The sequence below is a fragment of the Burkholderia sp. CCA53 genome (genome assembly GCF_001685525.1).
GTDB lineage: Bacteria > Pseudomonadota > Gammaproteobacteria > Burkholderiales > Burkholderiaceae > Burkholderia > Burkholderia multivorans.
Genome location: NZ_BDDJ01000003.1, coordinates 78,303 through 104,328 on the forward strand (window position 1 = coordinate 78,303; position 26,026 = coordinate 104,328).

A 26,026-nucleotide genomic window follows, 5' to 3' on the forward strand; every position below is an offset into this window, starting at 1 on the left:
ACCGACAATGAATAGAACAGCGATCTTCCCGTATGCGTCCGCGCTGCTCGCAGCCGTCCTGATGACGGCGTGCGGCGGCGACGTGGAAAACGAAGCGGCCCGCTCGTCCACGACGGCCGACACCAGTTGTCTCGCGCTCGACAACGGCGGCGCGACCGTCGTGGTGGGCTCGAACCAGCCGGGCGACCCGTCGTTGCCGGAAGCGTCGTCCGGCTATCGCACCGGCATGAAGCCCGTCTATGCGAAGCGCTATCTGGTCGCGACCTCGAACGCTTACGCGAGCGCGGCGGGATGCGCGGTGCTGAAGAAAGGCGGTACGGCAGCCGATGCGGCCGTGGCCGTGCAAGCCGTACTCGGGCTGACGGTGCCCGAGGCGACCGGCCTCGGCTCGGGCGGCGTGCTGCTGTACTACGATGCGCGCAACAAGACGCTGCAGGCGTACGACGGCCGCGAAACCGCGCCTGCGGCCGCGACGGAAAACTATCTGCGCTATGTCGACGACCAGAGCGACCGGTCGCCGCCGCAGCCGAACGCTCGCGCGAGCGGCCGCTCGATCGGCACGATCGGCGTGCCGCGGCTGATCGAGGCGTTGCAGCAGGATCACGGCAGGCTTGCGTGGAAAGACCTGTTCGGCGACGCGATCGCGCTCGCGACGAACGGCTTTCCGATCGGCGGCCGGCTGGCCGACGCGATCGCGGCGAATGCCGCGAACCTGAAGCGCGATCCCGACGCCGCTGCGTATTTCCTGAACGCCGACGGCTCGCCGAAGACGCTCGGCACCGTGCTGAAAAACCCCGCATACGCCGATACGCTGACGGCGCTTGCGCAGTCGGGCGCGAAGGCGCTGTACACAGGGCCGATTGCAGAGGACATCGTCGCGAAGATCGCGATGGCGAAGGGCGCGGACGGTTCGACGATCACGCCGGGCAAGACGACGCTCGCCGATCTCGCGGCCTACGAAGCGAAACGTCGCGAACCGGTATGCACGACCTATCGCAGCTATTGGGTGTGCGGGATGCCGCCGCCTTCGTCGGGCGGCATTGCGGTCGCGTCGGCGCTCGGCATTCTCGAGAACTTCGATCTGAAGTCGCTGAAGCCGACCGCGATCGATCTCGAAGGCGGCAAGCCGACCGTCGCCGGCGTGCATCTCGTGTCGGAAGCCGAGCGGCTCGCGTACGCGGATCGCGACAAGTACGTCGCGGACACCGATTTCGTGCCGCTGCCGGGCGGCACGTGGGACACGCTGCTGAACAAGCCGTATCTGAAGTCGCGCGCGGCGCTGATCGATCCGGGCAAGAGCATGGGCACCGCGCAGCCGGGCGATCTCGGCGCGGTGCCGCTCGGCGTCGACACGACGCTGATCGAGCACGGCACGAACCAGTTCACGATCGTCGACGGCGACGGCAACGTGCTGAGCGCGACGACGACGGTCGAATCGAGCATGGGCTCGTTCCATATGACGCACGGTTTTCTGCTGAACAACCAGCTGACCGATTTCTCGGCGAACCCGCTCGACAGCGCGGGCAATCCGGTGGCGAACCGGCTGCAGCCCGGCAAGCGGCCGCGCAGCTCGATGGCGCCGACGATCGTGTTCGCCAAGGCGGCCGACGGATCGCGCGGCGACTTCGTGATGGCGACCGGCTCGCCGGGCGGCGGCACGATTCCGCAGTACGTGGTGAAGACGCTCGTCGGCGCGCTGGACTGGGGCCTCGACGCGCAGCAGTCGGCCGGCCTCGTCGATTTCGGCGCCAGCAATAGCCCGACGACGACGATCGGCGGCGAACATCCGAACGTCATCACGTCGAACAATGGCGCGAACGATCCGCTGATTGCCGGCCTGCTCGCGCTCGGCCACAAGGTCTCGACGTCGGCGCAGGCGAGCGGCGTCAATACGGTGATGCGCGTGACGCTCGGTCAGACGCCTGCGCTGCAGGGCGGGACCGATCCGCGTCGCGAGGGTCTCGTGCTCGGCGACACGATCCGACCGTAAGCACGAAGCCGGCGCGAGCCAAGCCACCGCCCCGCCATTCCGATCGCGATCGGCGGCGGGGCGTTTCGTTGTTGCGATAGCGCGCGCGCCGAGCGCCGTCAAACATTGGCGAACCGCATGTCGAAACACACGATGCCGGCCTGCTGAAGTGCCGGACGACTCGAGTCGATCGCGCCGCAATCCGGCAATTGTCAAACTGTGTGAGTCAATCGTCAGCATTTGCAACGGAAGTAACAGTCCCCGCAAAACAGCGGTTTCGTACGCGACGCCGGCTACATTACGCCCACTTGCCGCATGTCGCGGCGAGGCATGCGACAAGCCGCATGAACGCGGCCCGCAGCAACAACATCTTTGGGGAGAATGACCATGAACAAGATTCGCACGATCCTGCTGGGTGCCGCGCTGTCGGCTGTCGCGACCTCGGCTGCTTTCGCGCAGACGGCACAGACCGGTGCAGACGGCTCGGTCGGCGTCGGCGCACAGGTGCAGACGCCGCTGCTGAGCGGCGGCGTGGGCGCGCAGGGCGGCGCGGGCGCGAATGCGGCCGGTTCGGGCAACGTGATCGGCGGCGCGCTGAGCGGCGTCGGCAAGACGGTCGGCGGCGTCGGTTCGGCAGCTGGTAACGCGGTCGGCGGCGCGACGCACGCAGTCGGCACGGCCGCAGGTTCGGCGAAGGATGCTGCCGCGTCGGCCGTCCATTCGACGAAGGCGCACGTGAAGCATGCCGCGGCGTCGGCGAAGACCCACGCGCAAGGCGCGATGACGACCGCAGGCGACGTCGCGGGCGGCGTGAAGGCGAAGGCCGGCGAAGCGCTGGCCGGTACGACGAACGCTGCACAAGGCGGCGCGTCGGTCGGCCTGAAGGGTTCGGTGTCGGCGCAAGGCGCGGCGCAGTAACCGATCCAGGTCCGTAACGGCCCGGCCCGCTTCGATGCGGGCCGGGCCGTTATTTTTCGCGCGCGCGATGCGACGTCCTTCCCCGGCCTCGCATCTCCGATACGGACGAACGCATGCGAATGGCGCCGCACCCGTTCGGGATGGCATCATGCTTCGCTGCTGCGGCTCGATTGCGGCGAGCGCTTTCAGGTACCATCGCCAGCCGTCGGCAACCGCCAGCATGATGCAGCGCGACGTCGATCGCACGCGATACGACGGCAACCGCCACGCGCGCCATCCAACAGGGGTATTTCGTGAAGTTCATCCACGCGGCAGACATTCATCTCGACAGCCCGCTGCACGGCCTGAGTGCGTATCCGGACGCGCCGGCCGCGCAGTTGCGCAGTGCGTCGCGCGATGCGTTGCGGCAACTGGTGGATCGCGCGATCGACGAGGAAGTCGCGTTTCTCGTGATCGCCGGCGACCTGTACGACGGCGACTGGAAGGATCACAACACGGGCATCTTCTTCGGCCAGCAGATGGGACGTCTGCGCAAGGCCGGCATCCGCGCGTTCGTGCTGTGGGGCAACCACGACGCCGAAAGCGAAATGACGAAGAAGCTGACGCTGCCCGACAACGTCACCGTATTCCATCATCGCAAGCCGGAAACGCATCGGCTGCCCGAGTTCGAAGTGGCGTTGCACGGACAGAGCTTCAAGGACAAGGCGGTCGTCGACAATCTCGCGACCGGCTACCCCGATCCGGTGCCCGGCTACTACAACATCGGCGTGCTGCATACGGCGCTCGAAGGCTATGCGGCGCACGCGAACTACGCGCCGTGCACGCTCGCGGAACTGCATGCGAAGGGCTACGACTACTGGGCGCTCGGCCACGTGCACGAGTTTCAGCAATGGACGGGACCGTCGACGATCGTATTTCCGGGCAACCTGCAGGGACGGCATATCCGCGAGACCGGGCGGCGCGGTGCGGTGCTCGTGACGGTCGAGCAGGGACGCACGCAGGTCGAGCGTCTGTACCTCGACGTGTTGCGCTGGGAATCGCTGGCGGTCGACGCGTCGGACTGCGTGAGCGTTGCCGATCTGTCGCGCAAGATCGGGCATTCGCTGGAGACGCTGCTGAGCGTCGATGCGCATGTGCCGCGCGCGGTACGCGTGACGGTGACGGGACGCACGCCGGCGCACGGATTGTTCTTCGGGCGCGCGACGCAGCTGCGTGCGGAGGTGCTGAATCAGATCGGCATCATCGGCAATGAGCGGCTGTGGCTCGAGAAGGTGCGGCTCGCGACGTCGCCGCCCGAGCAGCCGTACGGCGCCGGCGAACCGCTGGAAGCGCTCGACGATCTGAAGCAGATTCTCGCCGACGCCGCGCACGATCCCGATTTCCTCGCGCTGCTCGAACGCGATCTGAAGCCGTTCCTCGGCAAGGTGCGCAGCGACGTGAAGGAGGACGTGCCGCTGCTCGCGCTCGCGCGCGAAGGCGATCTGACGGCACTGGTTCGGCAGGTCGGTCCCGCGCTGCTCGCGCGACTGGCGAGAGGAGAATAAGCGATGCGCATCGGTCAACTCGATCTGATTCGGTACGGCAAGTTCACCGACGAGACATTGCTTTTTCCGGCGGCGACGCAGGATTTCCATGTGATCGTCGGGCCGAACGAAGCCGGCAAGTCGACGATTCGGACGGCGGTGACGGAACTGCTGTTCGGGATGAAGCTGCAGACGCCCCTCGACTTTCTGCATGGCACGCCCGATCTGCGGATCGGCGGCGTGCTCGAAAGCGGCGGCGCGACGCTCGCGTTTCATCGCGCGCGCGGCCGCAGCTCGCTGCGTACGCCCGACGACGACAAACTGCCCGACGACTATCTCGCGGCCGTGCTTGACGGCGCGACGCGCGAATTCTTCGAGCAGATGTTCGGGCTCGACCACGGTCGGCTTGTCGATGGCGGACGCAGCATCCTGGACGCATCGGACAAGCTCGGCCAGGTGCTGTTCGAATCGGCGGCCGGCGTCGGCCGGCTCGGCTCCGTGCGCGACGAACTCGACGCACGGGCCGCGGAACTGTGGGCGCCGCGGCGCAGCGGCAGCGCATTTGCGGTTGCCGAAACGGCGTTCAACGAAGCGGTGGCCGAACTGAAGGCAGTGCAGGTGCGCACGCGCGACTGGGTCGACAGGAAGGAAGCGCGCGAAGCGGTCGAGCACGAGATCGCGCTGGCGCGCACGGAGCTGCGGCGGCTCGAATCGCTGCGCTCGAAATTCGAGCGCGTCCGACGGCTTGCGCCGTATCTGAAGGAACTGGCGCTCAACGAGGCCGCTTTGGCGGAGCTCGGCGACGTGGTGGACCTGCCGCCGTCCGCGGGTGCGGAGCTGCTGAAGGCGCAGGGCGATCTCGCCGCGGAGCAAAAGGTGCTCGAGGCGCGCCGCGCGGATCTGATCGCCAAGCGGCAGGCGCGCGATGCGATCGACGGCGATACGGATGCGCTCGCGCGCGCGGCCGACATCGAAGCGCTCGAACGGCTGCGCGCCACGTGCGCGCACCACGCACAGGATCTGCTGCTGCTCGGCGCGGAAGTCGACCGGCATCTGTCGGCCGCGTTCGACGCGGCTGCGCAACTCGGCTGGCCGAGCGACGAATCGGCATTGCGCGCAGCGTTGCCGTCGGCGCTCGCGTTGAAGACGGTCGAAAGCCTGCTGCGCGAACACGGCGCGCTTCATCAGGCGCTCGTCGGCGCACGCGATTCGCTCGACGAGCGGATGCGCGAGGCCGATCAGGTGCGCGAACAATTGGCGAGCGTGTCGACCGTCGACGTACCGGAGCCGCTTCGTGCCGCGCTCGTCGATGCGCGCGGCCTGCGCAACATCGGACAGCGCGAGCATGCGCTTGAAGCCGAAATCGCGAGCGCCGAGCGCGTGCTGGCCGGCGCGCTCGATGCGCTCGGTCCGTGGCGCCGGCCCGTCGACGCGTTGCATGCGCTCGACGTGCCGTCCGCGGCACGGGTCGGTGCGCTGCTCAAGGCGGAAAGCGAATGCATGAGTGCGGTCGCAGCGGCGCGCGATGCGCGCGACGCTGCGCAGGAAGAGCTTGAACGGCTGGCATTGCAGGAACGGCATTTCGCCGAGAACCACCCCGTCGTCACGACCGCGGAAGTGCTTGCCGCCCGTGCGCGCCGCGACCGTGCATGGAGCGATGTGCGCAGCGGTGCGGTCGACCTCGCGGCGGGCGCACCGGCCGTCGACGACGCGATTCGCGTCGCCGACCAGCTCGTCGATGCGCAGCTCGGTGCGACGCAAGCGGCCGCGACGCTGCAATCGCTGCGTCAGCAAGTCGAAACCGCGCGTGCGCGCGTCGCACGCCGGCAAGCGGTGCTCGACGACCGCGAACGCGACCTCGCCGCACATCGCGACGCGTGGGCGGCATGCGCTGCGGCGGCCGGCGTGCCCGGCATGCCGCTCGATGCAATGACGGACTGGCTGGCACGACGCGATGCGGTATTCGTCGCGCAGGCGGACGTCGAGCGGCTGCGCAACGAACGCGACATGCTGCGCGACACGCGCACGCGCGCAGAGTCGGCACTGCGCGCGGCGTTGCGCGCCGTATCGCGCGGCGACGACGCGCAAGGGCTGGACACGCTCGTCGCGACGGCCGAGACGTTCGTGCAGTCCGCGGAGAAGGCGAGTGCGCGCAAGGAGAGCCTCGACGAACGCGCACGGGAAGCCGAGCGCGGCTGCGCGACGGCGCGATCGCGCGTCGATCAGGCGCAGTACGCGTACGACGCATGGCAGCAGCAGTGGCGCGACGCGCTCGCCGATGCACGGCTTGCCGCGAGCGCGACGTCGCTCGCGGCAGCGGAGGGCGCACTGGCACTCGCGAATACGGTGACGGCCGAGCTTGCTGCGGCCGATGCGCCGCGCAACCGGATCGCGACGATGCGCGCGGAGCTGGCCGCGCTCGAGGCAGGCGCGCGACGGCTCGCCGAAGCGCTGGCGCCGGAATGGCTGACGATCGGCGACTGGCTCGAAGTCGCGCGCCGGCTGAGCGCGCGCCTGTCTGCCGCGGTGGAAACCGCTCGCGCGATCGAGCGTGCGGACGAAGCGATCCGGCAGGCCGACGACAAGGTCGCCGACGCTGCCGCAGCAGTGGCCGGCGCCGATGCGCGCGTCTACCCGCTGCTTCAGCTGGCGGGCGTCGCGACGATCGACGAAGCGCTGCGGCTTGCCGAACGTTCCGACCGTCGTCGCGCGCTTCGGCGAGCGGTCGATGCCGCGCAACAGCAGCTGACGCGCGACGGAGACGGGCTGTCGCGCGCGGCGCTCGAAGCGGAAGTCGCGGAATACGAGATTGCGGCCGTACCCGCGCACCTCGAAGCCGTGAAGCAATCGATCGAGGATGTCGGCAAGCGGCTCAATGCGCTCGCGCAGCAGCAGGTCGTCGCCGAGCAGGCATTCGGCGCGATCGACGGACACGCCAATGCGGCGCTCGCGGAGGCGAAGCGTCAGGAAGCGCTGGCCGCGATGGGCGATGCGGCCGAGCAGTATCTGGAAGCCGCGACGGCGAGCCGCTTGCTGAAGTGGGCGACCGATCGCTATCGCGACCAGAAGCAAGGGCCGATGCTGCGGCGCGCCGGCGAGATTTTTGCGGGGCTGACGCTCGGCGAGTTTGCACGGCTCACCGTCGATACCGAGCGGACGCCGCCTGCGCTTTATGCAAGGCGCACGAGCGGCACGTCGGTCGAAGTGGCCGGGCTCAGCGAAGGCACGCGCGACCAGTTGTTTCTCGCGCTGCGGATCGCGGCGCTGGAGTTGCAGCTCGGCAGCCGGACGTCGCTGCCGTTCGTCGCCGACGATTTGTTCATCAATTTCGACGATACGCGTGCGAAGGCCGGGTTCGAGGCGCTGCGCGATCTGTCGACGCGCACGCAGGTGCTGTTCCTGACGCACCACGACCATCTGCTGCCGCTCATCGCGGATGTGTTCGGCGCCCAGGTCAACGTGATCGAGCTGCAGCGGCAATCGGCGGCTGCATGAGACGCAGCGGGCCGGTATGGCAGCGCACGCGTCCGGCGGCCGCATGCGCGTACGATGACGGATTCGGTGCGCGGGCGGTCGACGCAGCCGCGCGTGCGTCCATACGACGGGAGGTGTCATGAACAAGCTGATCGCGGCCATCGCGTTCGCGGCGGACCGGCATCGGAATCAGCGTCGCAAGGACGAGGAGGCGTCGCCATACATCAATCATCCGATCGCGCTCGCCGACGTGCTGGCGAACGAAGTCGGCATCGAGGACGAACGCGTGATCGTCGCCGCCGTGCTGCACGACACGATCGAGGACACGGAGACGACCGAGCTGGAACTGCTGCGTCTGTTCGGCAAGGACGTCGCGGACATCGTGCTCGAAGTCACCGACGACAAGTCGCTGCCGAAGGAAACGCGCAAGCGGCTGCAGGTCGAGCACGCGGCCCACATCAGCCGCCGCGCGAAGCTCGTGAAGCTCGCCGACAAGATCTGCAATCTGCGCGACATTGCGCAGCATCCTCCGGCCGACTGGCCGCTCGAGCGCAAGCAGGCGTATTTCGACTGGGCGAAGTCGGTCGTCGACCGGATGCGCGGCGTGCATCCGGGGCTCGAAGCGATCTTCGATGCCGCGTACGCCACGCGGCCGAGCGAGTGAGGCGCCGCGATGCGTGACGATCGTTCGACCGGCCGTGCGCGGGGCAGGCGCGGTGAGGCGTCGTCGACGCGCGCGGTTGCCGGCGTCGACGTCGGCGGCGACAAGAAGCAGTGCGATCTCGTGATCCTGCGCGGTTCGACGGTCGTCTGCCATGAGGCGCGGATCGCGCCCGAAGCACTGCTGCCGCTATGCCTCCAACATGACGTCGTTGCCGTGGGTGTCGACGCGCCGAGCCAATGGTGGGCCGGTAACGGACGTCGGCCGGTCGAGCAGGCGCTCGCGCGGGAGCGCATTTCGTGTTTTCCGACGCCGACGCGCGAGCAGGCGATCTCGAGTGCGTCGGGCTTCTTCGACTGGATGTTCGTGGGTGAGCGCGTGTATCGGGCGCTCGCCGGCGCGTATCCGCTATTGGTCGACGCGCACTATGGCGGCGGCCGTGTGAGTTTCGAGACGTATCCGTATGCGATCACGTGCGCGTTGCTCGGCAAGGCTACGGCGTCGGCGAAGCAGAAGCGGATTCAGCGTCGACAGTTGCTGGAACGGCTCGGGATCGACGTCGCAACGCTGCGGACGGTCGATGCGCGCGATGCGGCGTTATGCGCGGTGACGGCACGATTCGTGATCGAAGGAAGCGCGCACGCGTATGGCGATGCGCAAGGCGGGCATATCCGTGTGCCGGTCGTGGCGGAGCCGATCGTCCTCGATCCGTCGTAGTGGCGGCTGCGTCGTTGTTTTGCGTTCCCGCGCTGGAGAGCGACCGAGCGCGCCATTCGGTCCGAGCAAGCGGCCGGCCGTTGCGGCCGACGCAGCACATGTCGAACGTCGGAGCGTCGGCATGCGTGAAGTCGGCACAATGCCGATTCCGATGTGCGATGCGATGAGTCGTCAGTCCTCGAGGATGGACGAGGGCACGCTCGCCAGATCGCAGGCGCGCGCCTGCTCGAAGTAATTGTCCGCGTCGTCGATCATGACGATGGCGACGTCGATGAGTTCGTCGAGTCGCTGCAGCAGTGCTTCGCGCCACTCCGCGTCCTCGTCGCGCGCGGGCGTTTTGTCGAGCTGCTCGATGATCGAATCGGCGGTCTGCACGAACGGAATCGCTTGCTGATAGTTTTCGATCGATACCATCGCTGCGTTGCGTGCGCCGACGAGTCGTTCGCGATGCTCGTCCGCCAGTTCCGTTTCGCCGCTGATCCGCGGCAATACATCGGAGATGCGTTGCAGCAGCGGCGGGACCCGTTCTTCCAGGGTGGCGGCGCGTTCGCGCAGCGCAGCGAATTCGGCGCGGAGATCGGCCTCGCCCGATTGTGTGAAGCTGTCCATCGTCATCGTAAGTGTGTATGCGATCGCGGCATGATACTCGACCGCGCGCGGCAGCTTGTTCGACACACGTTACGGGCAACCGGCAGACACGGCCGTGGCGTGAGCGTCGCGTATATATAGAAGAAGCAGGAACGTGCTGTGGCGCGTCGCGTCTCTTTAAAAATATTTTCACAAACCGCTTGCGCGTTGGGCGTGGGCTGCATAGAATCACGCCTCTTTCGCGCTAACGGAAACGCAGCGCGAGAGGGGAAGCGGAGCCGGACGTGTGCTGCAGCATAGAGCACCCGCCCGACGAAGGAAGAAGAACCGCGCAGTCGCAACGATGTAGTGAAAAAAGTTGTTGACGAGCTGCGAAACGGTGTTCATAATCTCGCTTCTCTGCTGCTGACAACGCAGCGCTGCTGAGCAAGACGATCTGCTCGCAGACATGTTCTTTAAAAACTAACAGCCGATAAGTGTGGGCGCTTGATGTGAGCGAGGCCTGATCTTCGGATCGGGATAGCAAAAGTATCAAGAGTCTCACACTAAAGTAAGTCAGGTTTATGAAGCAATTCATATGACCTGTCAGCTTTGAGTGAGCGACCGGTTCGAGAGAACCGAAAACAGTAACAGGTTTGAACTGAAGAGTTTGATCCTGGCTCAGATTGAACGCTGGCGGCATGCCTTACACATGCAAGTCGAACGGCAGCACGGGTGCTTGCACCTGGTGGCGAGTGGCGAACGGGTGAGTAATACATCGGAACATGTCCTGTAGTGGGGGATAGCCCGGCGAAAGCCGGATTAATACCGCATACGATCCACGGATGAAAGCGGGGGACCTTCGGGCCTCGCGCTATAGGGTTGGCCGATGGCTGATTAGCTAGTTGGTGGGGTAAAGGCCTACCAAGGCGACGATCAGTAGCTGGTCTGAGAGGACGACCAGCCACACTGGGACTGAGACACGGCCCAGACTCCTACGGGAGGCAGCAGTGGGGAATTTTGGACAATGGGCGAAAGCCTGATCCAGCAATGCCGCGTGTGTGAAGAAGGCCTTCGGGTTGTAAAGCACTTTTGTCCGGAAAGAAATCCCTGGCTCTAATACAGTCGGGGGATGACGGTACCGGAAGAATAAGCACCGGCTAACTACGTGCCAGCAGCCGCGGTAATACGTAGGGTGCGAGCGTTAATCGGAATTACTGGGCGTAAAGCGTGCGCAGGCGGTCTGTTAAGACAGATGTGAAATCCCCGGGCTCAACCTGGGAACTGCATTTGTGACTGGCAGGCTAGAGTATGGCAGAGGGGGGTAGAATTCCACGTGTAGCAGTGAAATGCGTAGAGATGTGGAGGAATACCGATGGCGAAGGCAGCCCCCTGGGCCAATACTGACGCTCATGCACGAAAGCGTGGGGAGCAAACAGGATTAGATACCCTGGTAGTCCACGCCCTAAACGATGTCAACTAGTTGTTGGGGATTCATTTCCTTAGTAACGTAGCTAACGCGTGAAGTTGACCGCCTGGGGAGTACGGTCGCAAGATTAAAACTCAAAGGAATTGACGGGGACCCGCACAAGCGGTGGATGATGTGGATTAATTCGATGCAACGCGAAAAACCTTACCTACCCTTGACATGGTCGGAATCCTGAAGAGATTCGGGAGTGCTCGAAAGAGAACCGGCGCACAGGTGCTGCATGGCTGTCGTCAGCTCGTGTCGTGAGATGTTGGGTTAAGTCCCGCAACGAGCGCAACCCTTGTCCTTAGTTGCTACGCAAGAGCACTCTAAGGAGACTGCCGGTGACAAACCGGAGGAAGGTGGGGATGACGTCAAGTCCTCATGGCCCTTATGGGTAGGGCTTCACACGTCATACAATGGTCGGAACAGAGGGTTGCCAACCCGCGAGGGGGAGCTAATCCCAGAAAACCGATCGTAGTCCGGATTGCACTCTGCAACTCGAGTGCATGAAGCTGGAATCGCTAGTAATCGCGGATCAGCATGCCGCGGTGAATACGTTCCCGGGTCTTGTACACACCGCCCGTCACACCATGGGAGTGGGTTTTACCAGAAGTGGCTAGTCTAACCGCAAGGAGGACGGTCACCACGGTAGGATTCATGACTGGGGTGAAGTCGTAACAAGGTAGCCGTATCGGAAGGTGCGGCTGGATCACCTCCTTTCCAGAGCTATCTCGCGAAGTTGAGCGCTCACGCTTATCGGCTGTAATCAAGACAGACTCAGGGGTCTGTAGCTCAGTCGGTTAGAGCACCGTCTTGATAAGGCGGGGGTCGTTGGTTCGAATCCAACCAGACCCACCAAGTTGTCTGGCGAGAAGAAACCTGGGTAGTCTCTGTATGGGGGCATAGCTCAGCTGGGAGAGCACCTGCTTTGCAAGCAGGGGGTCGTCGGTTCGATCCCGTCTGCCTCCACCAATCTTCAATGGGAAGCGTTTGACTCACACGAAAGTGACATGTGAGACGAGCATTTGCCATTGGCGATTGAGCCAGTCAGAGTGATGCAGGAAACTGTATCGGCTGTCGTTCTTTAACAATCAGGAAGAAGTAAGTAATTTGGATAGCGGAAGCGTCTTATGAGATGGACGTGGAAACTATCCGGGTTGTGATTGTATCGATGTATCTCAAGATGATTCGAACTTCATGTTCGGCTCTAATTGGAATACGGCACACACGTAGTGTGGGCTCCGCGTAAGTGCTAAAGCACTAACGCTGAGCGACACGCGAGAACTCAACCTGTAACGACTGTCGACGAGACAGACTCGTTATAGGGTCAAGCGAACAAGTGCATGTGGTGGATGCCTTGGCGATCACAGGCGATGAAGGACGCGGTAGCCTGCGAAAAGCCCCGGGGAGCTGGCAAACAAGCTTTGATCCGGGGATGTCCGAATGGGGAAACCCACTCCTTATGGAGTATCCATGGCTGAATACATAGGCCATGCGAAGCGAACGCGGTGAACTGAAACATCTAAGTAACCGCAGGAAAAGAAATCAACCGAGATTCCCAAAGTAGTGGCGAGCGAAATGGGATGAGCCTTGTACTCTTTATTTGTATTGTTAGCCGAACGCTCTGGAAAGTGCGGCCATAGCAGGTGATAGCCCTGTAGGCGAAAGCAGTATGAAAGAACTAGGTGTACGACAAGTAGGGCGGGACACGTGAAATCCTGTCTGAAGATGGGGGGACCATCCTCCAAGGCTAAATACTCGTGATCGACCGATAGTGAACCAGTACCGTGAGGGAAAGGCGAAAAGAACCCCGGGAGGGGAGTGAAATAGATCCTGAAACCGCATGCATACAAACAGTCGGAGCCTCGTAAGGGGTGACGGCGTACCTTTTGTATAATGGGTCAGCGACTTACGTTCAGTAGCAAGCTTAACCGTATAGGGCAGGCGTAGCGAAAGCGAGTCCGAATAGGGCGTTCAGTTGCTGGGCGTAGACCCGAAACCAGGTGATCTATCCATGGCCAGGATGAAGGTGCGGTAACACGTACTGGAGGTCCGAACCCACTAACGTTGAAAAGTTAGGGGATGAGCTGTGGATAGGGGTGAAAGGCTAAACAAACCTGGAAATAGCTGGTTCTCTCCGAAAACTATTTAGGTAGTGCCTCGTGTCTCACCTTCGGGGGTAGAGCACTGTCATGGTTGGGGGGTCTATTGCAGATTACCCCGCCATAGCAAACTCCGAATACCGAAGAGTGCAATCACGGGAGACAGACATCGGGTGCTAACGTCCGGTGTCAAGAGGGAAACAACCCAGACCGCCAGCTAAGGTCCCCAAATATGGCTAAGTGGGAAACGAAGTGGGAAGGCTAAAACAGTCAGGAGGTTGGCTTAGAAGCAGCCACCCTTTAAAGAAAGCGTAATAGCTCACTGATCGAGTCGTCCTGCGCGGAAGATGTAACGGGGCTAAGCCATATACCGAAGCTGCGGATGCGTGCTTGCACGCATGGTAGGAGAGCGTTCCGTAAGCCTGCGAAGGTGCCTTGTAAAGGGTGCTGGAGGTATCGGAAGTGCGAATGCTGACATGAGTAGCGATAAAGGGGGTGAAAGGCCCCCTCGCCGTAAGCCCAAGGTTTCCTACGCAACGTTCATCGGCGTAGGGTGAGTCGGCCCCTAAGGCGAGGCAGAAATGCGTAGCTGATGGGAAGCAGGTCAATATTCCTGCACCGTCGTTAGATGCGATGGGGGGACGGATCGCGGAAGGTTGTCCGGGTGTTGGACGTCCCGGTCGCTGCATTGGAGAAGGCGCTTAGGCAAATCCGGGCGCAGGATTCAAGGGTGTGGCGCGAGCGACTTCGGTCGCGAAGCAATTGGAAGTGGTTCCAAGAAAAGCCTCTAAGCTTCAGTCTAACGATGACCGTACCGCAAACCGACACAGGTGGGCGAGATGAGTATTCTAAGGCGCTTGAGAGAACTCGGGAGAAGGAACTCGGCAAATTGGTACCGTAACTTCGGGATAAGGTACGCCCTTGTAGCTTGACTGGCCTGCGCCAGGAGGGTGAAGGGGTTGCAATAAACTGGTGGCTGCGACTGTTTAATAAAAACACAGCACTCTGCAAACACGAAAGTGGACGTATAGGGTGTGACGCCTGCCCGGTGCCGGAAGATTAAATGATGGGGTGCAAGCTCTTGATTGAAGTCCCGGTAAACGGCGGCCGTAACTATAACGGTCCTAAGGTAGCGAAATTCCTTGTCGGGTAAGTTCCGACCTGCACGAATGGCGTAACGATGGCCACACTGTCTCCTCCCGAGACTCAGCGAAGTTGAAGTGTTTGTGATGATGCAATCTACCCGCGGCTAGACGGAAAGACCCCATGAACCTTTACTGTAGCTTTGCATTGGACTTTGAACCGATCTGTGTAGGATAGGTGGGAGGCTATGAAACCGGAACGCTAGTTTCGGTGGAGCCGTCCTTGAAATACCACCCTGGTTTGTTTGAGGTTCTAACCTTGGTCCGTGATCCGGATCGGGGACAGTGCATGGTAGGCAGTTTGACTGGGGCGGTCTCCTCCCAAAGGGTAACGGAGGAGTACGAAGGTACGCTAGGTACGGTCGGAAATCGTGCTGATAGTGCAATGGCATAAGCGTGCTTAACTGCGAGACCGACAAGTCGAGCAGGTGCGAAAGCAGGTCATAGTGATCCGGTGGTTCTGTATGGAAGGGCCATCGCTCAACGGATAAAAGGTACTCTGGGGATAACAGGCTGATACCGCCCAAGAGTTCATATCGACGGCGGTGTTTGGCACCTCGATGTCGGCTCATCTCATCCTGGGGCTGTAGCCGGTCCCAAGGGTATGGCTGTTCGCCATTTAAAGAGGTACGTGAGCTGGGTTTAAAACGTCGTGAGACAGTTTGGTCCCTATCTGCCGTGGGCGTTGGATATTTGAAGGGGGCTGCTCCTAGTACGAGAGGACCGGAGTGGACGAACCTCTGGTGTACCGGTTGTGACGCCAGTCGCATCGCCGGGTAGCTATGTTCGGAAGAGATAACCGCTGAAAGCATCTAAGCGGGAAACTCGCCTTAAGATGAGATATCCCTGGAGGCTTGACCTCCTTGAAGGGTCGTTCGAGACCAGGACGTTGATAGGTCGGGTGTGTAAGCGCAGTAATGCGTTCAGCTAACCGATACTAATTGCCCGTAAGGCTTGATCCTATAACAAGTCTGCCTTGTAGATCGGCGCCGTGCGACAGCACCGGCTGCGATCCAAAGCGACACGTTGGATTCTCGTGTGCGATACGCACAACCCAAAATTACTGCTTCTTCCCGATTGGTTGCGCTGCGAAGCAGCGCAACAACCCTCTTTGCCTGATGACCATAGCGAGTCGGTCCCACCCCTTCCCATCCCGAACAGGACCGTGAAACGACTCTACGCCGATGATAGTGCGGATTCCCGTGTGAAAGTAGGTAATCGTCAGGCTCCCTAAGCCAAGAACCCCCGCCCGAGCAGGCGGGGGTTTTTGCATTTGTGACGGCCGAAATGCGTCGCTCTAATCCTCTTCCCGTCTCCAGCGCATCGCATGCGCGGGAGATGCGCGAAAACGACCGAGTGATTCGGCACGACCGTCTGCTCTCTGGCGTTTCATTCTCGAACCGTTTCCCCGCTCAAACCATGATCCGCAAGATCGGCAAAAACCTGCCCGGGACGACGGCCGATTCCTTTTCGCCGATCTTCTACGCGCCGAGCGACAGATAGAGCGCTGCTGCATTCGGGTCGGCTTCGATCACGAAACTCGCGATGCCTCGCGCTGCAGTTCTGTCCGAACCGCCGTCCACAGGGCGCGGCCAATACCCCGACCGATATGATCCGGATGGGCGAACAGCCTTCAGGTGTCGGTCGCTCGCAATCGATCGCTGCCCTGACCCGGAAACCGACGATCCGACGCTCGCACTAGGCGACATAGCCGATCGGCTCGTCGATCGTCTCCGGCGTGATCGTGAGATGCGTTTCCCAAAGTCGAGCCATTCTCACGGACACCCTCAGTGCGCCTTCGACAGGCGAGCCAGCATCGTCAACGGCTTGGTGTCCGAAGCGCGGGCGGCACGTACGGTAAATGGTGTGCCGCATTTCGTCTCCCGTTCGTCGTATCGTTCACGAGCCGCGCTCGACTTTCGCTTTCAACCGCAATCGACGTCGTCCCGCGATCATCACCACGCAGATGCCGATCGACGCCAGGACATTGACGATCGGGTAAAACGCGACTGCGACGCTCCAGCTCTGCAGCGCCAGCACTGCCAGCGCGTATTTGACGATGCAGAGCGCGAAATAGGTCAGGCTTTCGCTCCACGGATCGCGGATCGTCTTGCGAACGGTCGGGCCGAGGCCGGCCAGCTCGATCAACGTCACCAGGCAGATCGACAGCGTCGGATCATCGGTCAGCATCCAGAGCGGAATGGCCGATAGCGCAGCACACAGGAACACCCAGTCGGCGCGAGTCCAGCTGCGTTCGCCGCGAAAGATGCTCGCTACGAAGGTCAGCATGCAGGTGACGGCGATCGCTGCCGTGCACCACGCCGACGGTCCCGCTCCCGCCACGAATTGACCGGCCGCGGCAATGACCGTGACGACCGACCAGATGAGCCACGTGAACAGATGCGGGCGAACGGTGCGACGGTAGATCGCGAGCGCGTACGGCACGGGCGCCACCAGCGACACGGCGGATCCGACGACACCCAGCACCGAAGCAACACCCAGATCGACCATCATCATCGCAGCGACCTCGCCGGCAAGGACCGCTCGGTATGTGAGCAGGCGGTGTCACGCGCAACCTGGTCCGAGCATTGCGCACAGCCGGGCTCCGCCCCGCGTCGGCCCGAGAGCAGCGGGTGCGCGAGAGCCGACGGAGCAAACGCATCGACCGCCAGCTTCTGCACAAACCGGCCCCTCACTGCTCGGCCTGCGTCGCGTTGTTGATGTCGCGCCGAAACGCGCCGGGACTCGTGCCTGTCCATTTCCGAAACGCACGATGAAACGCGCTCGGTTCGGTAAATCCGAGCGCGGCCGCGATCTCCGCGACGCTCAACGTCTGTTCTCGCAGCAGCGACTGCGCGAGCGCACCACGCAGTTCGTCCTTGATCGACGCGAAGCTCTGTCCTTCGCTGCGCAAGCGTCGCCGCAGCGTCGGCGGCGTCGTGCCGAGCCGCGCAGCCAGCGTGTCGAAGTCCGGCCATTCGGCTGCAGGCAACGCTTTCAGATGCGTGCGCGTTCGCGCGACCCAGCCCGTATCGTGCCGATAGCGCACCAGCAGATTGCCGGGCGCGCCGCGCAGAAACGTCTTCAATGCCTGCGCCGACCGGATTGTCGGCAGCGACAGATACGCGGCATTGAACGTGAGCCGGCTGTCCGGACGATCGAAATGCACGGGCACGCCGAAGAAGCGGTGATAGTCGCTGCGCTGCGCGGGGCTCGCGCACGCGAAATCGATGCGCTGCAGCGGGATACGCCGGCCGATCAGCCAGCACGCGACGCCGAGCAGAATCAGCCAGAACGTCCGGTATGCAAACGCCGGATACGGCGTGTCGGACGGCGCGAGCACGATCTGCGCCAGCCCGTCCGCGACGACGAGTTCGCCGTGCGGTTCGTCGAGCACCACGCGCAGAAACTGCAGCGCGCGCCGCAACGCCTTTTCGAGCGTGCCGGCGTTCAGCACGGCGTGACACAGCAGCGTGAAGCTGCCGCGCCGCATCGGGCGCGCGGCGAGCCCGAAGAATTCGTCGTCGAGCGCGCTGGCGATCTCGAGCCACAGCCGGCCGTACTGCTGCGGCGTCACGGGCTCGCGCACGACCGGCGGCAGCCCGGCCGCGTGCAGCACGGGCGCGATCGGAAGCCCTTGCCGACGCATGCATGCAAGCGCATCCTCGACGAAGCCCGGCGAGATCATTTGCGGCCCCATTTCGTCTGCTGTCTCCCGACATGGCAAAACCGATCACGATTCTAGTTTCTGTTTGTCATTGATTGCAATGTGACGGCTGTCTACCATCGATGTACCCCCGACGCCCTGCGGCCCGCCGGCGGTCATAACGAACAGGAGACACGCATGCCTGATGGAGCAACCGCCCGGGCGGTGCCGGCGTATGCCGACGCCGTGGCCCGGTTCCGAATCGACACTGTCGCGGCGCACCTGCACGGCGACCTCGAGCACGGCCTGAACGCCTGCGTCGAATGCTGCGACCGTCATGCGTCCGGCGATGCGGTCGCACTCGACTGGATCGACATCGACGGCGCGCATCGTCGCTTCACGTTTGCTCAGATGAAAGCGCTTGCGGCGCGCGTCGCGAACCTGCTGGTCGAGCGCGGCGTGAAGCCGGGCGATGTCGTGGCCGGGCTGTTGCCGCGCACGCCCGAACTAGTCGCGACGATCCTCGGCACGTGGCGCGCGGGCGCCGTCTATCAGCCGCTGTTCACGGCGTTCGGTCCGAAGGCGATCGAGCACCGGCTGCGCATGAGCGATGCGCGACTCGTCGTGACGAACGTCGCGAACCGCGCGAAGCTCGACGAGGTTGCCGATTGTCCGCCGGTCGCGACGGTGCGCGCTCCCGAAGCGCCGCTGCCGGACGGCGACATCGACTTCCGCGCGGCGCTGGACGCGCAGTCCGATACGTTCGAGCCCGTACTGCGCAAGGGCACCGACCTGTTCATGATGATGTCGACGTCGGGCACGACGGGCTTGCCGAAGGGCGTGCCCGTGCCGCTGCGCGCGCTGCTCGCGTTTCGCCAGTACATGTGCGATGCCGTCGACCTGCGCGCCGAAGACCGGTTCTGGAACATTGCCGATCCCGGCTGGGCATACGGACTGTATTACGCGATCACCGGACCGCTGCTGCTTGGCCACGCGACGACGCTGTACGAAGGCGGCTTTACGGTCGACAGCACCTACGACGTGATCGAACGGCTCGGCATTACGAGCCTCGCCGGTTCGCCGACGGCGTACCGGATGCTGATGGCGGCCGGCTCCGATGCGGCCGGGCGTATCAAGGGCAAGCTGCGCGTGGTCAGCAGCGCGGGTGAGCCGCTGAACCCGGAAGTCGTGCGCTGGTTCGATGCGGCGCTCGGCGCGCCGATCTACGATCATTACGGCCAGACCGAGCTCGGCATGGTCGTGAACAACCATCACGGGCTCGCGCACGTCGTCCATCCCGGTTCCGCCGGTTTCGCGATGCCGGGCTACCGCGTCGCGGTGCTCGACGACGCGGGTCGCGAGCTCGGTCCGGGCGAGCCCGGCACGCTCGCGATCGACATCGCGCGTTCGCCGCTGCTGTGGTTCGACGGATACTGGCGGCAGGACACGCCGGCGATCGCAGGCGGCTATTACCGCACGGGCGACAACGTCGAACTGGAGCCGGACGGAACCGTCAGCTTCATCGGCCGCGCGGACGACGTTATCACGTCGTCCGGCTACCGAATCGGCCCGTTCGACGTCGAGAGCGCGCTGATCGAACATGAGGCGGTCAGCGAGGCGGCCGTGATCGGCGTGCCCGATCCCGAGCGCACGGAGATCGTCAAGGCCTTCGTCGTGCTGTCGAACGGCTACGAAGGCACGCCGGCACTCGCCGAAGCGTTGAGTCTGCACGTGAAACGGCGGCTGTCCGCGCACGCCTATCCGCGCGCGACCGAGTTCGTCGACGCGCTGCCGAAAACGCCGAGCGGCAAGATCCAGCGCTTCGTGCTGCGCAAGATGGAGGCCGACAAGGCCGCTGCCCAATCCTGAATACTTCTATAACGGACTCCGAATGAAGATCAAAGATCGCGTTTTCCTGATCACGGGCGCCGGTTCCGGCCTCGGCGCCGCGGTGGCGCGCATGGTCGTCGCCGAAGGCGGCAAGGCGATGCTGCTGGACGTCAATGGCGACGCGCTGGCGAGCGTCGCGCACGAGCTCGGCGCGGCGGCACGCCTGCTGAAGACCGACGTCACGAGCGAAGCCGACGGGCAGGCCGCGATCGCGGCCGCACGCGACGCGTTCGGCCGCATCGACGGGCTCGTGAACTGCGCGGGCGTCGCGCCGGGCGAGAAGGTCGTCGGCCGCGACGGCCCGCATTCGCTCGAGCGCTTTACGCGTGCGGTATCGATCAACCTCGTCGGCACGTTCAACATGATCCGGCTTGCCGCCGAGGCGATGTCGAAGCAGGACGCCGACGCGGAAGGCGAGCGCGGCGTGATCGTGAACACCGCATCGGTGGCCGCGTTCGACGGCCAGATCGGACAGGCCGCGTATGCGGCGTCGAAAGGCGGCGTGGTCGGCATGACGTTGCCCATCGCGCGTGAGCTCGCGCGCTTCGGCATTCGGGTCGTGACGATCGCGCCGGGCATTTTCGCCACGCCGATGATGGCCGCGATGCCGCAGGAAGTGCAGGACGCGCTCGGCAAGAGCGTGCCGTTCCCGCCGCGGCTCGGACGTCCCGAAGAATTTGCGGCGCTGGTGCGCCATATCGCCGAGAACACGATGCTGAACGGCGAAGTCATCCGTCTCGATGGCGCGTTGCGCATGGCACCGCGCTGACACTGGAGGAAACGAATCATGACGACACAGGATCCGATCGTAATCGTCGGTGCGGCGCGTACGCCGATGGGCGGCTTTCAGGGCGACCTGGCCGCGGCGAGCGCGAGCGATCTCGGCGCGGTGGCGATCCGCGCGGCGCTCGAGCGCGCGAACGTACCGGCCGAGCGCATCGACGAAATTGTGTTCGGCTGCGTGCTGCCGGCCGGACAGGGGCAGGCGCCGGCACGTCAGGCCGCGCTGAAGGCCGGCCTGCCGCTGTCGGCCGGCGCGACGACCGTCAACAAGATGTGCGGCTCGGGGATGAAGGCCGCGATGTTCGCGCACGATCTGCTGTATGCCGGCTCGGCAAAGGTCGCGGTCGCGGGCGGGATGGAAAGCATGACGAATGCGCCGTATCTGCTGCCCAAGGCACGCGCCGGCATGCGGATGGGGCACGGCCAGGTGCTCGATCACATGTTCCTCGACGGGCTCGAGGACGCCTATGAAAAAGGCCGCCTGATGGGCACGTTCGCGGAAGACTGCGCGCAGGCCTATCAGTTCACGCGCGAAGCGCAGGACGCGTTCGCGATCGCGTCGCTCACGCGTGCGCAGCGCGCGATCGCCGAAGGCCGCTTCGCGGCCGAAATCGCGCCGGTCACGGTGAAGGCCGGCAAGACGGAAACCGTCGTGTCGATCGACGAGCAGCCGGGCAAGGCGAAGCTCGACAAGATCCCGACGCTGAAGCCCGCGTTCCGTGAAGGCGGCACCGTCACGGCGGCGAACGCGTCGTCGATCTCGGACGGCGCGGCCGCGCTCGTGATGATGCGCCGCTCCGAAGCGCAGCGTCTCGGTCTCACGCCGAAGGCCGTGATCGTCGGGCACGCGACGTTTGCGAACAAGCCGAATCTGTTCGCGACCGCACCGATCGGCGCGATTCGCACGCTATCCGAAAAGACCGGCTGGAACCTGCGCGACGTCGATCTGTTCGAGATCAACGAGGCGTTCGCAGTCGTCCCGATGGCGGCGATGCGCGATCTCGATCTGCCGCACGACAAGGTCAACGTGCACGGCGGTGCGTGCGCGCTCGGTCATCCGATCGGCGCATCGGGCGCACGCGTGATGGTGACGCTGCTGGCCGCGCTTGAAACGTACGGCCTGAAGCGCGGCGTCGCGTCGCTGTGCATCGGCGGAGGCGAAGCGACGGCGATCGCGATCGAACGCGTCGCGTAACGGCGAGTGCATCGGCGCGCGGCACGGTGGCGCGCGCGGTGCGAGGGGCGACGACGAGTGACGCACGCGGCCACGCCGCTGCGCGCTCGCGTCGCCCTTTTTGCGCGCGCTAGCGCGGCGCTTTCGGCGACACGGCGCCGCACGCGCGCAGCACGAGCTGCACGACCTGCTCGGTCTTCTCGTCGAACGCCTTCTGCGTGAGCGCACGCTTGCCGCTCAGCGCACGGATCTGCGCGTCGAAATCCGCATAGTGCTGCGTGGTCGCCCAGATCAGATACATCAGCGCGCGCGCATCGATCGGCGCGAGCAGCCCGCGCGCGATCCAGCCATCGATCACTTTCACGCGCGTATCGAACCACGGCTTCACGCGGTCCGACAGAATGTCCTGCATATGCTCGGCGCCGTGGATGATCTCGTTCGCCCACACCTTCGAGCCGAGCGGCCGGCGCCGCGACAGCGCCATCTTCGCGCGCACGTAGTTGCCGATCGCCTCCACCGGATCGTCGCCGGCCTCGAACGAACCGGCCGCGCGGTGCCAGTCCTCGAATAGATCGTCGAGCACGCGGCGATACAGCGCGAGTTTCGTCGGGAAGTAGTAGTGCAGGTTCGCCTTCGGCAAACCGGCGCGCTCCGCGATCATCGCGGTGCTCGCCCCGTCGAGCCCGCGCTCGGCGAACACGGCTTCCGCGCACGCGAGCAGATGCGCTTCGTTGCTCTCGCGGATGTGCGCCTTGCGTCGCCGCAAAGGCGTGTGCGCTGGATCGCTTTCGGTCACTGCGGCGCTCGCGTCGTCATGTCTCATCGTTGTCCTTGCGCGGCGCGCATGCCGCGTTGGGCTTCATTCTAGCCGCTCGTGCGCGTCGCGCCCATGCACGGCCGTGCGGCCGGTGCACGCGATGTTGCGATGCGGTGGCACGTTTCTCGCTCGTTCGATCGCGCAAAGAAAGACATTGCTTTGGCAATTTTGATCGTCTAAAACCTGTCCAATCGGACAGGATTCGATGCGCGGCGAGCAGCCGTGCTAACCCCGCCGGCGATGTGTCGGACGAAACGCGTCAACGATGCGCACACGCACCGCAGCCGTGCACGTGTGCGCCGAAACGGACCGCATGCGCACCGGCGAAGACCGGATCGACGACCTCACCGACCCCACAGGAGCGACGCGAATGAATGCGGTATCGGAAGCATTGAAGCGGACGGCCATCGATCCGTCGGTCAAGGTAGACGGCAAGCGTTTGTGGAACAGCCTGATGGAAATGGCGAAGATCGGCGCGACGCCGAAGGGCGGCGTGTGCCGCCTTGCGCTGACCGATCTCGACAAGGCGGGCCGCGACCTGATCGTTCGCTGGGCGAAGGAAGCGGGGTGCACGGTGACCGTCGATACGATGGGCAACGTGTTCATGCGCCGCGCCGGGCGCGTCGCCGATGCGGCGCCGGTCGTCACGGGCTCGCACGCGGATTCGCAGCCGACCGGCGGCCGCTTCGACGGCATCTATGGCGTGCTCGGCGGTCTCGAGGTGATTCGGAGTCTGAACGACCACGGGATCGAGACCGAGCATCCGGTCGAGGTCGTGATCTGGACCAACGAGGAAGGCTCGCGCTTCGCGCCTGCCATGGTCGCGTCGGGCGTGTTCGCGGGCGTGTTTACGCTCGAGTACGGGCTGTCGCGCAAGGACGTCGACGGCAAGACGATCGGCGAGGAACTCCGGCGCATCGGCTATGCGGGCGACGTGCCGTGCGGCGGCCGGCCGTTGCATGCGGCGTTCGAGCTGCATATCGAACAAGGGCCGATTCTCGAGGCCGAGCGCAAGACGATCGGTGTCGTCACCGATGCGCAAGGGCAGCGCTGGTACGAGATCACGTTGACCGGACAGGAAGCGCATGCCGGCCCCACGCCGATGCCGCGCCGTCGCGATGCGCTGCTCGGCGCGGCGCGCGTCGTCGATCTCGTCAACCGGATCGGCCTCGATCACGCGCCGTTCGGCTGCGCGACGGTCGGGATGATGCAGGTGCATCCGAACTCGCGCAACGTGATTCCGGGCCGCGTGTTCTTCACCGTCGATTTCCGTCATCCGGACGATGCGGTGCTCGCGCAGATGGATGCCGCGCTGCGCGACGGCGTCGCGCGCATCGCGGCCGACATCGGCCTCGAGACGGCGCTCGAGCAGATCTTCTACTACAAGCCGGTGGCATTCGATCCGGCGTGCGTGCAGGCCGTGCGCGACGCCGCCGAGCGCTTCGGCTATTCGCATCGCGACATCGTGTCGGGTGCCGGCCACGATGCGTGCTATCTCGCGCAGGTCGCGCCGACGTCGATGGTGTTCGTGCCGTGCGTCGACGGCATCAGTCATAACGAGGTCGAAGACGCGACGCCCGAATGGATCGAGGCCGGCGCGAACGTATTGCTGCACGCGATGCTATCGCGCGCGTGCGAGCCGGTGTCATGACGCAGCAGCCGTAACGCGGCGCGCGGCCCGCACGCCGCCGCCGTACCGCATTCAGCAGCACGATCGTCCCGGCGCCGCAACGCAGCCGGCGGGGACGGCTTTGTCTCCACCCAGCCGAAGGAACGCGTATGACCACCCAGCCAACCGGCGATATCGCCGCGCATCGCCAGTCGTCCACGCAGCTCTCCTGCGAATTCGCGGACATCGCGCCGCTGCTCGACCCCACCGCGGCCGCGGCGGCCGCGAGCCGCTGCCACTACTGCTACGACGCGCCGTGCGTGCACGCCTGCCCGACGCAGATCGACATTCCGGGCTTCATCCGCAAGATCGGCAACGGCAACCTGAAGGGCGCGGCGATCGACATTCTGTCCGCGAATCCGCTCGGCGGAATGTGCGCGCGCGTCTGTCCGACCGAAATCCTGTGCGAGGGCGCATGCGTGCGCAACCATCAGGACGCGCAGCCCGTCGCGATCGGCGCGCTGCAGCGGCATGCGACCGACTGGGCGATGGCGAGCGGCGCGGTGCGCTTCCAGCGCGTGCCCGACACGGGATACCACGTCGCCGTGGTCGGCGCGGGGCCGGCCGGGCTCGCGTGCGCGCACCGGCTCGCGCTCGCCGGCCATCGCGTGACACTGTTCGATGCGCGTGCGAAGGCGGGCGGGCTCAACGAATACGGAATCGCCGCCTACAAGACCGTCGACGATTTCGCGCAGCGCGAAGTGGACTGGCTGCTGTCGGTCGGCGGCATCGAACTGAAGACGGGCGTCGCGCTCGGCCGCGACCTGATGCTCGACGCGCTGCGCGAAGGGCACGATGCGGTGTTTCTCGCGATCGGCCTCGGCGGCGTGCGCGCGCTTGCGGTGGAGGGCGAGCAGCTCGCGGGCGTGATGAACGCGGTCGATTTCATCGAACAGGTGCGGCAGGCCGATGCGCTCGAGAACGTGCCGGTCGGGCGCCGCGTGGTCGTGATCGGCGGCGGCAACACGGCGGTCGATGCGGCCGTGCAGAGCCGCAAGCTCGGCGCGGAGCGCGTGACGATGGTGTATCGACGCGGCGTCGAAGCGATGAGTGCGACCTGGGCCGAACGCGAGTTCGCGCAGAAGAACGGCGTGACGCTCGTCACGCATGCGCGCCCGGTGCGGATGATCGGTGCAGGCGGTCAGGTGACGGGCGTCGAATTCGACACGGCGTCCGGCGAGCGCCTGACGATCGACGCGGACATGGTGCTGAAGGCGATCGGCCAGACGCTCGTGCCGGACGGCGTCGCCCCCGCGCTGCTGACGCCCGACGGCGCGCGCATCGCCGTCGACGCGGACGGCCGCACCGCATGGCCCGACGTATGGGCGGGCGGCGACTGCGCCGCGACGGGCGGCATCGATCTGACGGTACAGGCGGTGCAGGACGGCAAGCGCGCAGCCGCGTCGATCGACGCCGCGCTCGCGCAACGCAGTGTGCGCGCCGCGTGAGCGGTGCATCGCGCGTCCTCGTATCGACGACAACGACCCCACCTTCACGGAGCCG

Annotated in this window: 15 protein-coding genes, 2 tRNA genes and 3 rRNA genes; 16 read left to right on the plus strand and 4 right to left on the minus strand. The window is 64.6% G+C overall.

The window, feature by feature from the left end; genetic code table 11:
* Window positions 1-7: 7 nt before the first annotated feature.
* The 6 genes from BCR55_RS27110 (at window position 8) to BCR55_RS27135 (ending at window position 9,262) form a co-directional block, all read left to right on the plus strand.
* Entirely contained in the window at window positions 8-1,990 is a 1,983-nt protein-coding gene (locus BCR55_RS27110) for a gamma-glutamyltransferase family protein (RefSeq protein WP_053299155.1), read from the plus strand.
* A 366-nt stretch (window positions 1,991-2,356) separates the two neighbouring features.
* On the plus strand, window positions 2,357-2,887 hold the full coding sequence (locus BCR55_RS27115; protein WP_053299156.1) for a hypothetical protein: 531 nt from the start codon (window positions 2,357-2,359) through the stop codon (window positions 2,885-2,887).
* A gap of 293 nt (window positions 2,888-3,180) precedes the next feature.
* Window positions 3,181-4,431, plus strand: coding sequence for a DNA repair exonuclease (locus BCR55_RS27120; protein ID WP_053299157.1), 1,251 nt, complete (start codon window positions 3,181-3,183; stop codon window positions 4,429-4,431).
* 3 nt (window positions 4,432-4,434) lie between these two features.
* Complete coding sequence (locus BCR55_RS27125; RefSeq protein ID WP_065496852.1) at window positions 4,435-7,905, plus strand: YhaN family protein; 3,471 nt, start codon at window positions 4,435-4,437, stop codon at window positions 7,903-7,905.
* Between the two features lie 118 nt (window positions 7,906-8,023).
* Window positions 8,024-8,548 carry an HD domain-containing protein gene (locus BCR55_RS27130; RefSeq protein WP_006405539.1) on the plus strand — a complete coding sequence of 175 codons (525 nt, stop codon included), beginning with the start codon at window positions 8,024-8,026 and terminating at the stop codon, window positions 8,546-8,548.
* Window positions 8,549-8,557: 9 nt separating this feature from the next.
* The gene (locus BCR55_RS27135; protein ID WP_065496854.1) at window positions 8,558-9,262 is read left to right on the plus strand and encodes a DUF429 domain-containing protein; all 705 of its coding nucleotides are present in this window, start codon (window positions 8,558-8,560) and stop codon (window positions 9,260-9,262) included.
* A 171-nt stretch (window positions 9,263-9,433) separates the two neighbouring features.
* On the opposite strand, the gene BCR55_RS27140 is transcribed toward BCR55_RS27135, so the two are convergent.
* Entirely contained in the window at window positions 9,434-9,871 is a 438-nt protein-coding gene (locus BCR55_RS27140) for an ATPase (protein ID WP_170933621.1), read from the minus strand.
* A 616-nt stretch (window positions 9,872-10,487) separates the two neighbouring features.
* Here BCR55_RS27140 and BCR55_RS27145 point away from each other — a divergent pair.
* The 5 genes from BCR55_RS27145 (at window position 10,488) to rrf (ending at window position 15,771) form a co-directional block, all read left to right on the plus strand.
* Window positions 10,488-12,020: ribosomal RNA gene (locus tag BCR55_RS27145) — 16S ribosomal RNA — on the plus strand.
* A gap of 61 nt (window positions 12,021-12,081) precedes the next feature.
* A tRNA-Ile gene (locus BCR55_RS27150) sits at window positions 12,082-12,158 on the plus strand.
* A gap of 38 nt (window positions 12,159-12,196) precedes the next feature.
* Window positions 12,197-12,272: transfer RNA gene (locus BCR55_RS27155), tRNA-Ala, on the plus strand.
* 353 nt (window positions 12,273-12,625) lie between these two features.
* Window positions 12,626-15,506: ribosomal RNA gene (locus tag BCR55_RS27160) — 23S ribosomal RNA — on the plus strand.
* 152 nt (window positions 15,507-15,658) lie between these two features.
* Window positions 15,659-15,771, plus strand: a 5S ribosomal RNA gene (rrf, locus tag BCR55_RS27165).
* Together the 16S, 23S and 5S rRNA genes with 2 tRNA genes alongside form the textbook arrangement of a ribosomal RNA operon.
* Before the next feature lie 672 nt (window positions 15,772-16,443).
* Here rrf and BCR55_RS27180 read toward each other — a convergent pair.
* Together BCR55_RS27180 and BCR55_RS27185 are read right to left on the minus strand one after the other, a co-directional pair.
* Window positions 16,444-17,061, minus strand: a complete 618-nt coding sequence (locus tag BCR55_RS27180) for a hypothetical protein (protein ID WP_065496860.1) — start codon at window positions 17,059-17,061, stop codon at window positions 16,444-16,446.
* 175 nt (window positions 17,062-17,236) lie between these two features.
* A complete protein-coding gene (locus tag BCR55_RS27185) occupies window positions 17,237-18,244 on the minus strand; it encodes an AraC family transcriptional regulator (RefSeq protein WP_053298917.1) in 1,008 nt (335 codons plus the stop codon).
* Window positions 18,245-18,388: 144 nt separating this feature from the next.
* Here BCR55_RS27185 and BCR55_RS27190 point away from each other — a divergent pair, with 144 nt between their 5' ends.
* Genes BCR55_RS27190 through BCR55_RS27200 form a run of 3 tightly spaced genes read left to right on the plus strand, consistent with a single transcriptional unit; the run spans window position 18,389 to window position 22,058 of the window.
* Window positions 18,389-20,059, plus strand: coding sequence for an acyl-CoA synthetase (locus BCR55_RS27190; RefSeq protein WP_065496862.1), 1,671 nt, complete (start codon window positions 18,389-18,391; stop codon window positions 20,057-20,059).
* A 22-nt stretch (window positions 20,060-20,081) separates the two neighbouring features.
* Window positions 20,082-20,849, plus strand: a complete 768-nt coding sequence (locus BCR55_RS27195; RefSeq protein WP_006402876.1) for a 3-hydroxyacyl-CoA dehydrogenase — start codon at window positions 20,082-20,084, stop codon at window positions 20,847-20,849.
* Between the two features lie 18 nt (window positions 20,850-20,867).
* A complete protein-coding gene (locus BCR55_RS27200; protein WP_006407308.1) occupies window positions 20,868-22,058 on the plus strand; it encodes an acetyl-CoA C-acetyltransferase in 1,191 nt (396 codons plus the stop codon).
* A 109-nt stretch (window positions 22,059-22,167) separates the two neighbouring features.
* On the opposite strand, the gene BCR55_RS27205 is transcribed toward BCR55_RS27200, so the two are convergent.
* Window positions 22,168-22,860, minus strand: coding sequence for a TetR/AcrR family transcriptional regulator (locus BCR55_RS27205; RefSeq protein WP_006402878.1), 693 nt, complete (start codon window positions 22,858-22,860; stop codon window positions 22,168-22,170).
* A 364-nt stretch (window positions 22,861-23,224) separates the two neighbouring features.
* On the opposite strand from BCR55_RS27205, the gene BCR55_RS27210 reads away from it, so the two are divergent.
* A complete protein-coding gene (locus BCR55_RS27210; protein WP_065497189.1) occupies window positions 23,225-24,505 on the plus strand; it encodes a Zn-dependent hydrolase in 1,281 nt (426 codons plus the stop codon).
* Between the two features lie 128 nt (window positions 24,506-24,633).
* Entirely contained in the window at window positions 24,634-25,971 is a 1,338-nt protein-coding gene (locus tag BCR55_RS27215) for an NAD(P)-dependent oxidoreductase (protein WP_065496864.1), read from the plus strand.
* Window positions 25,972-26,026 lie beyond the last annotated feature (55 nt).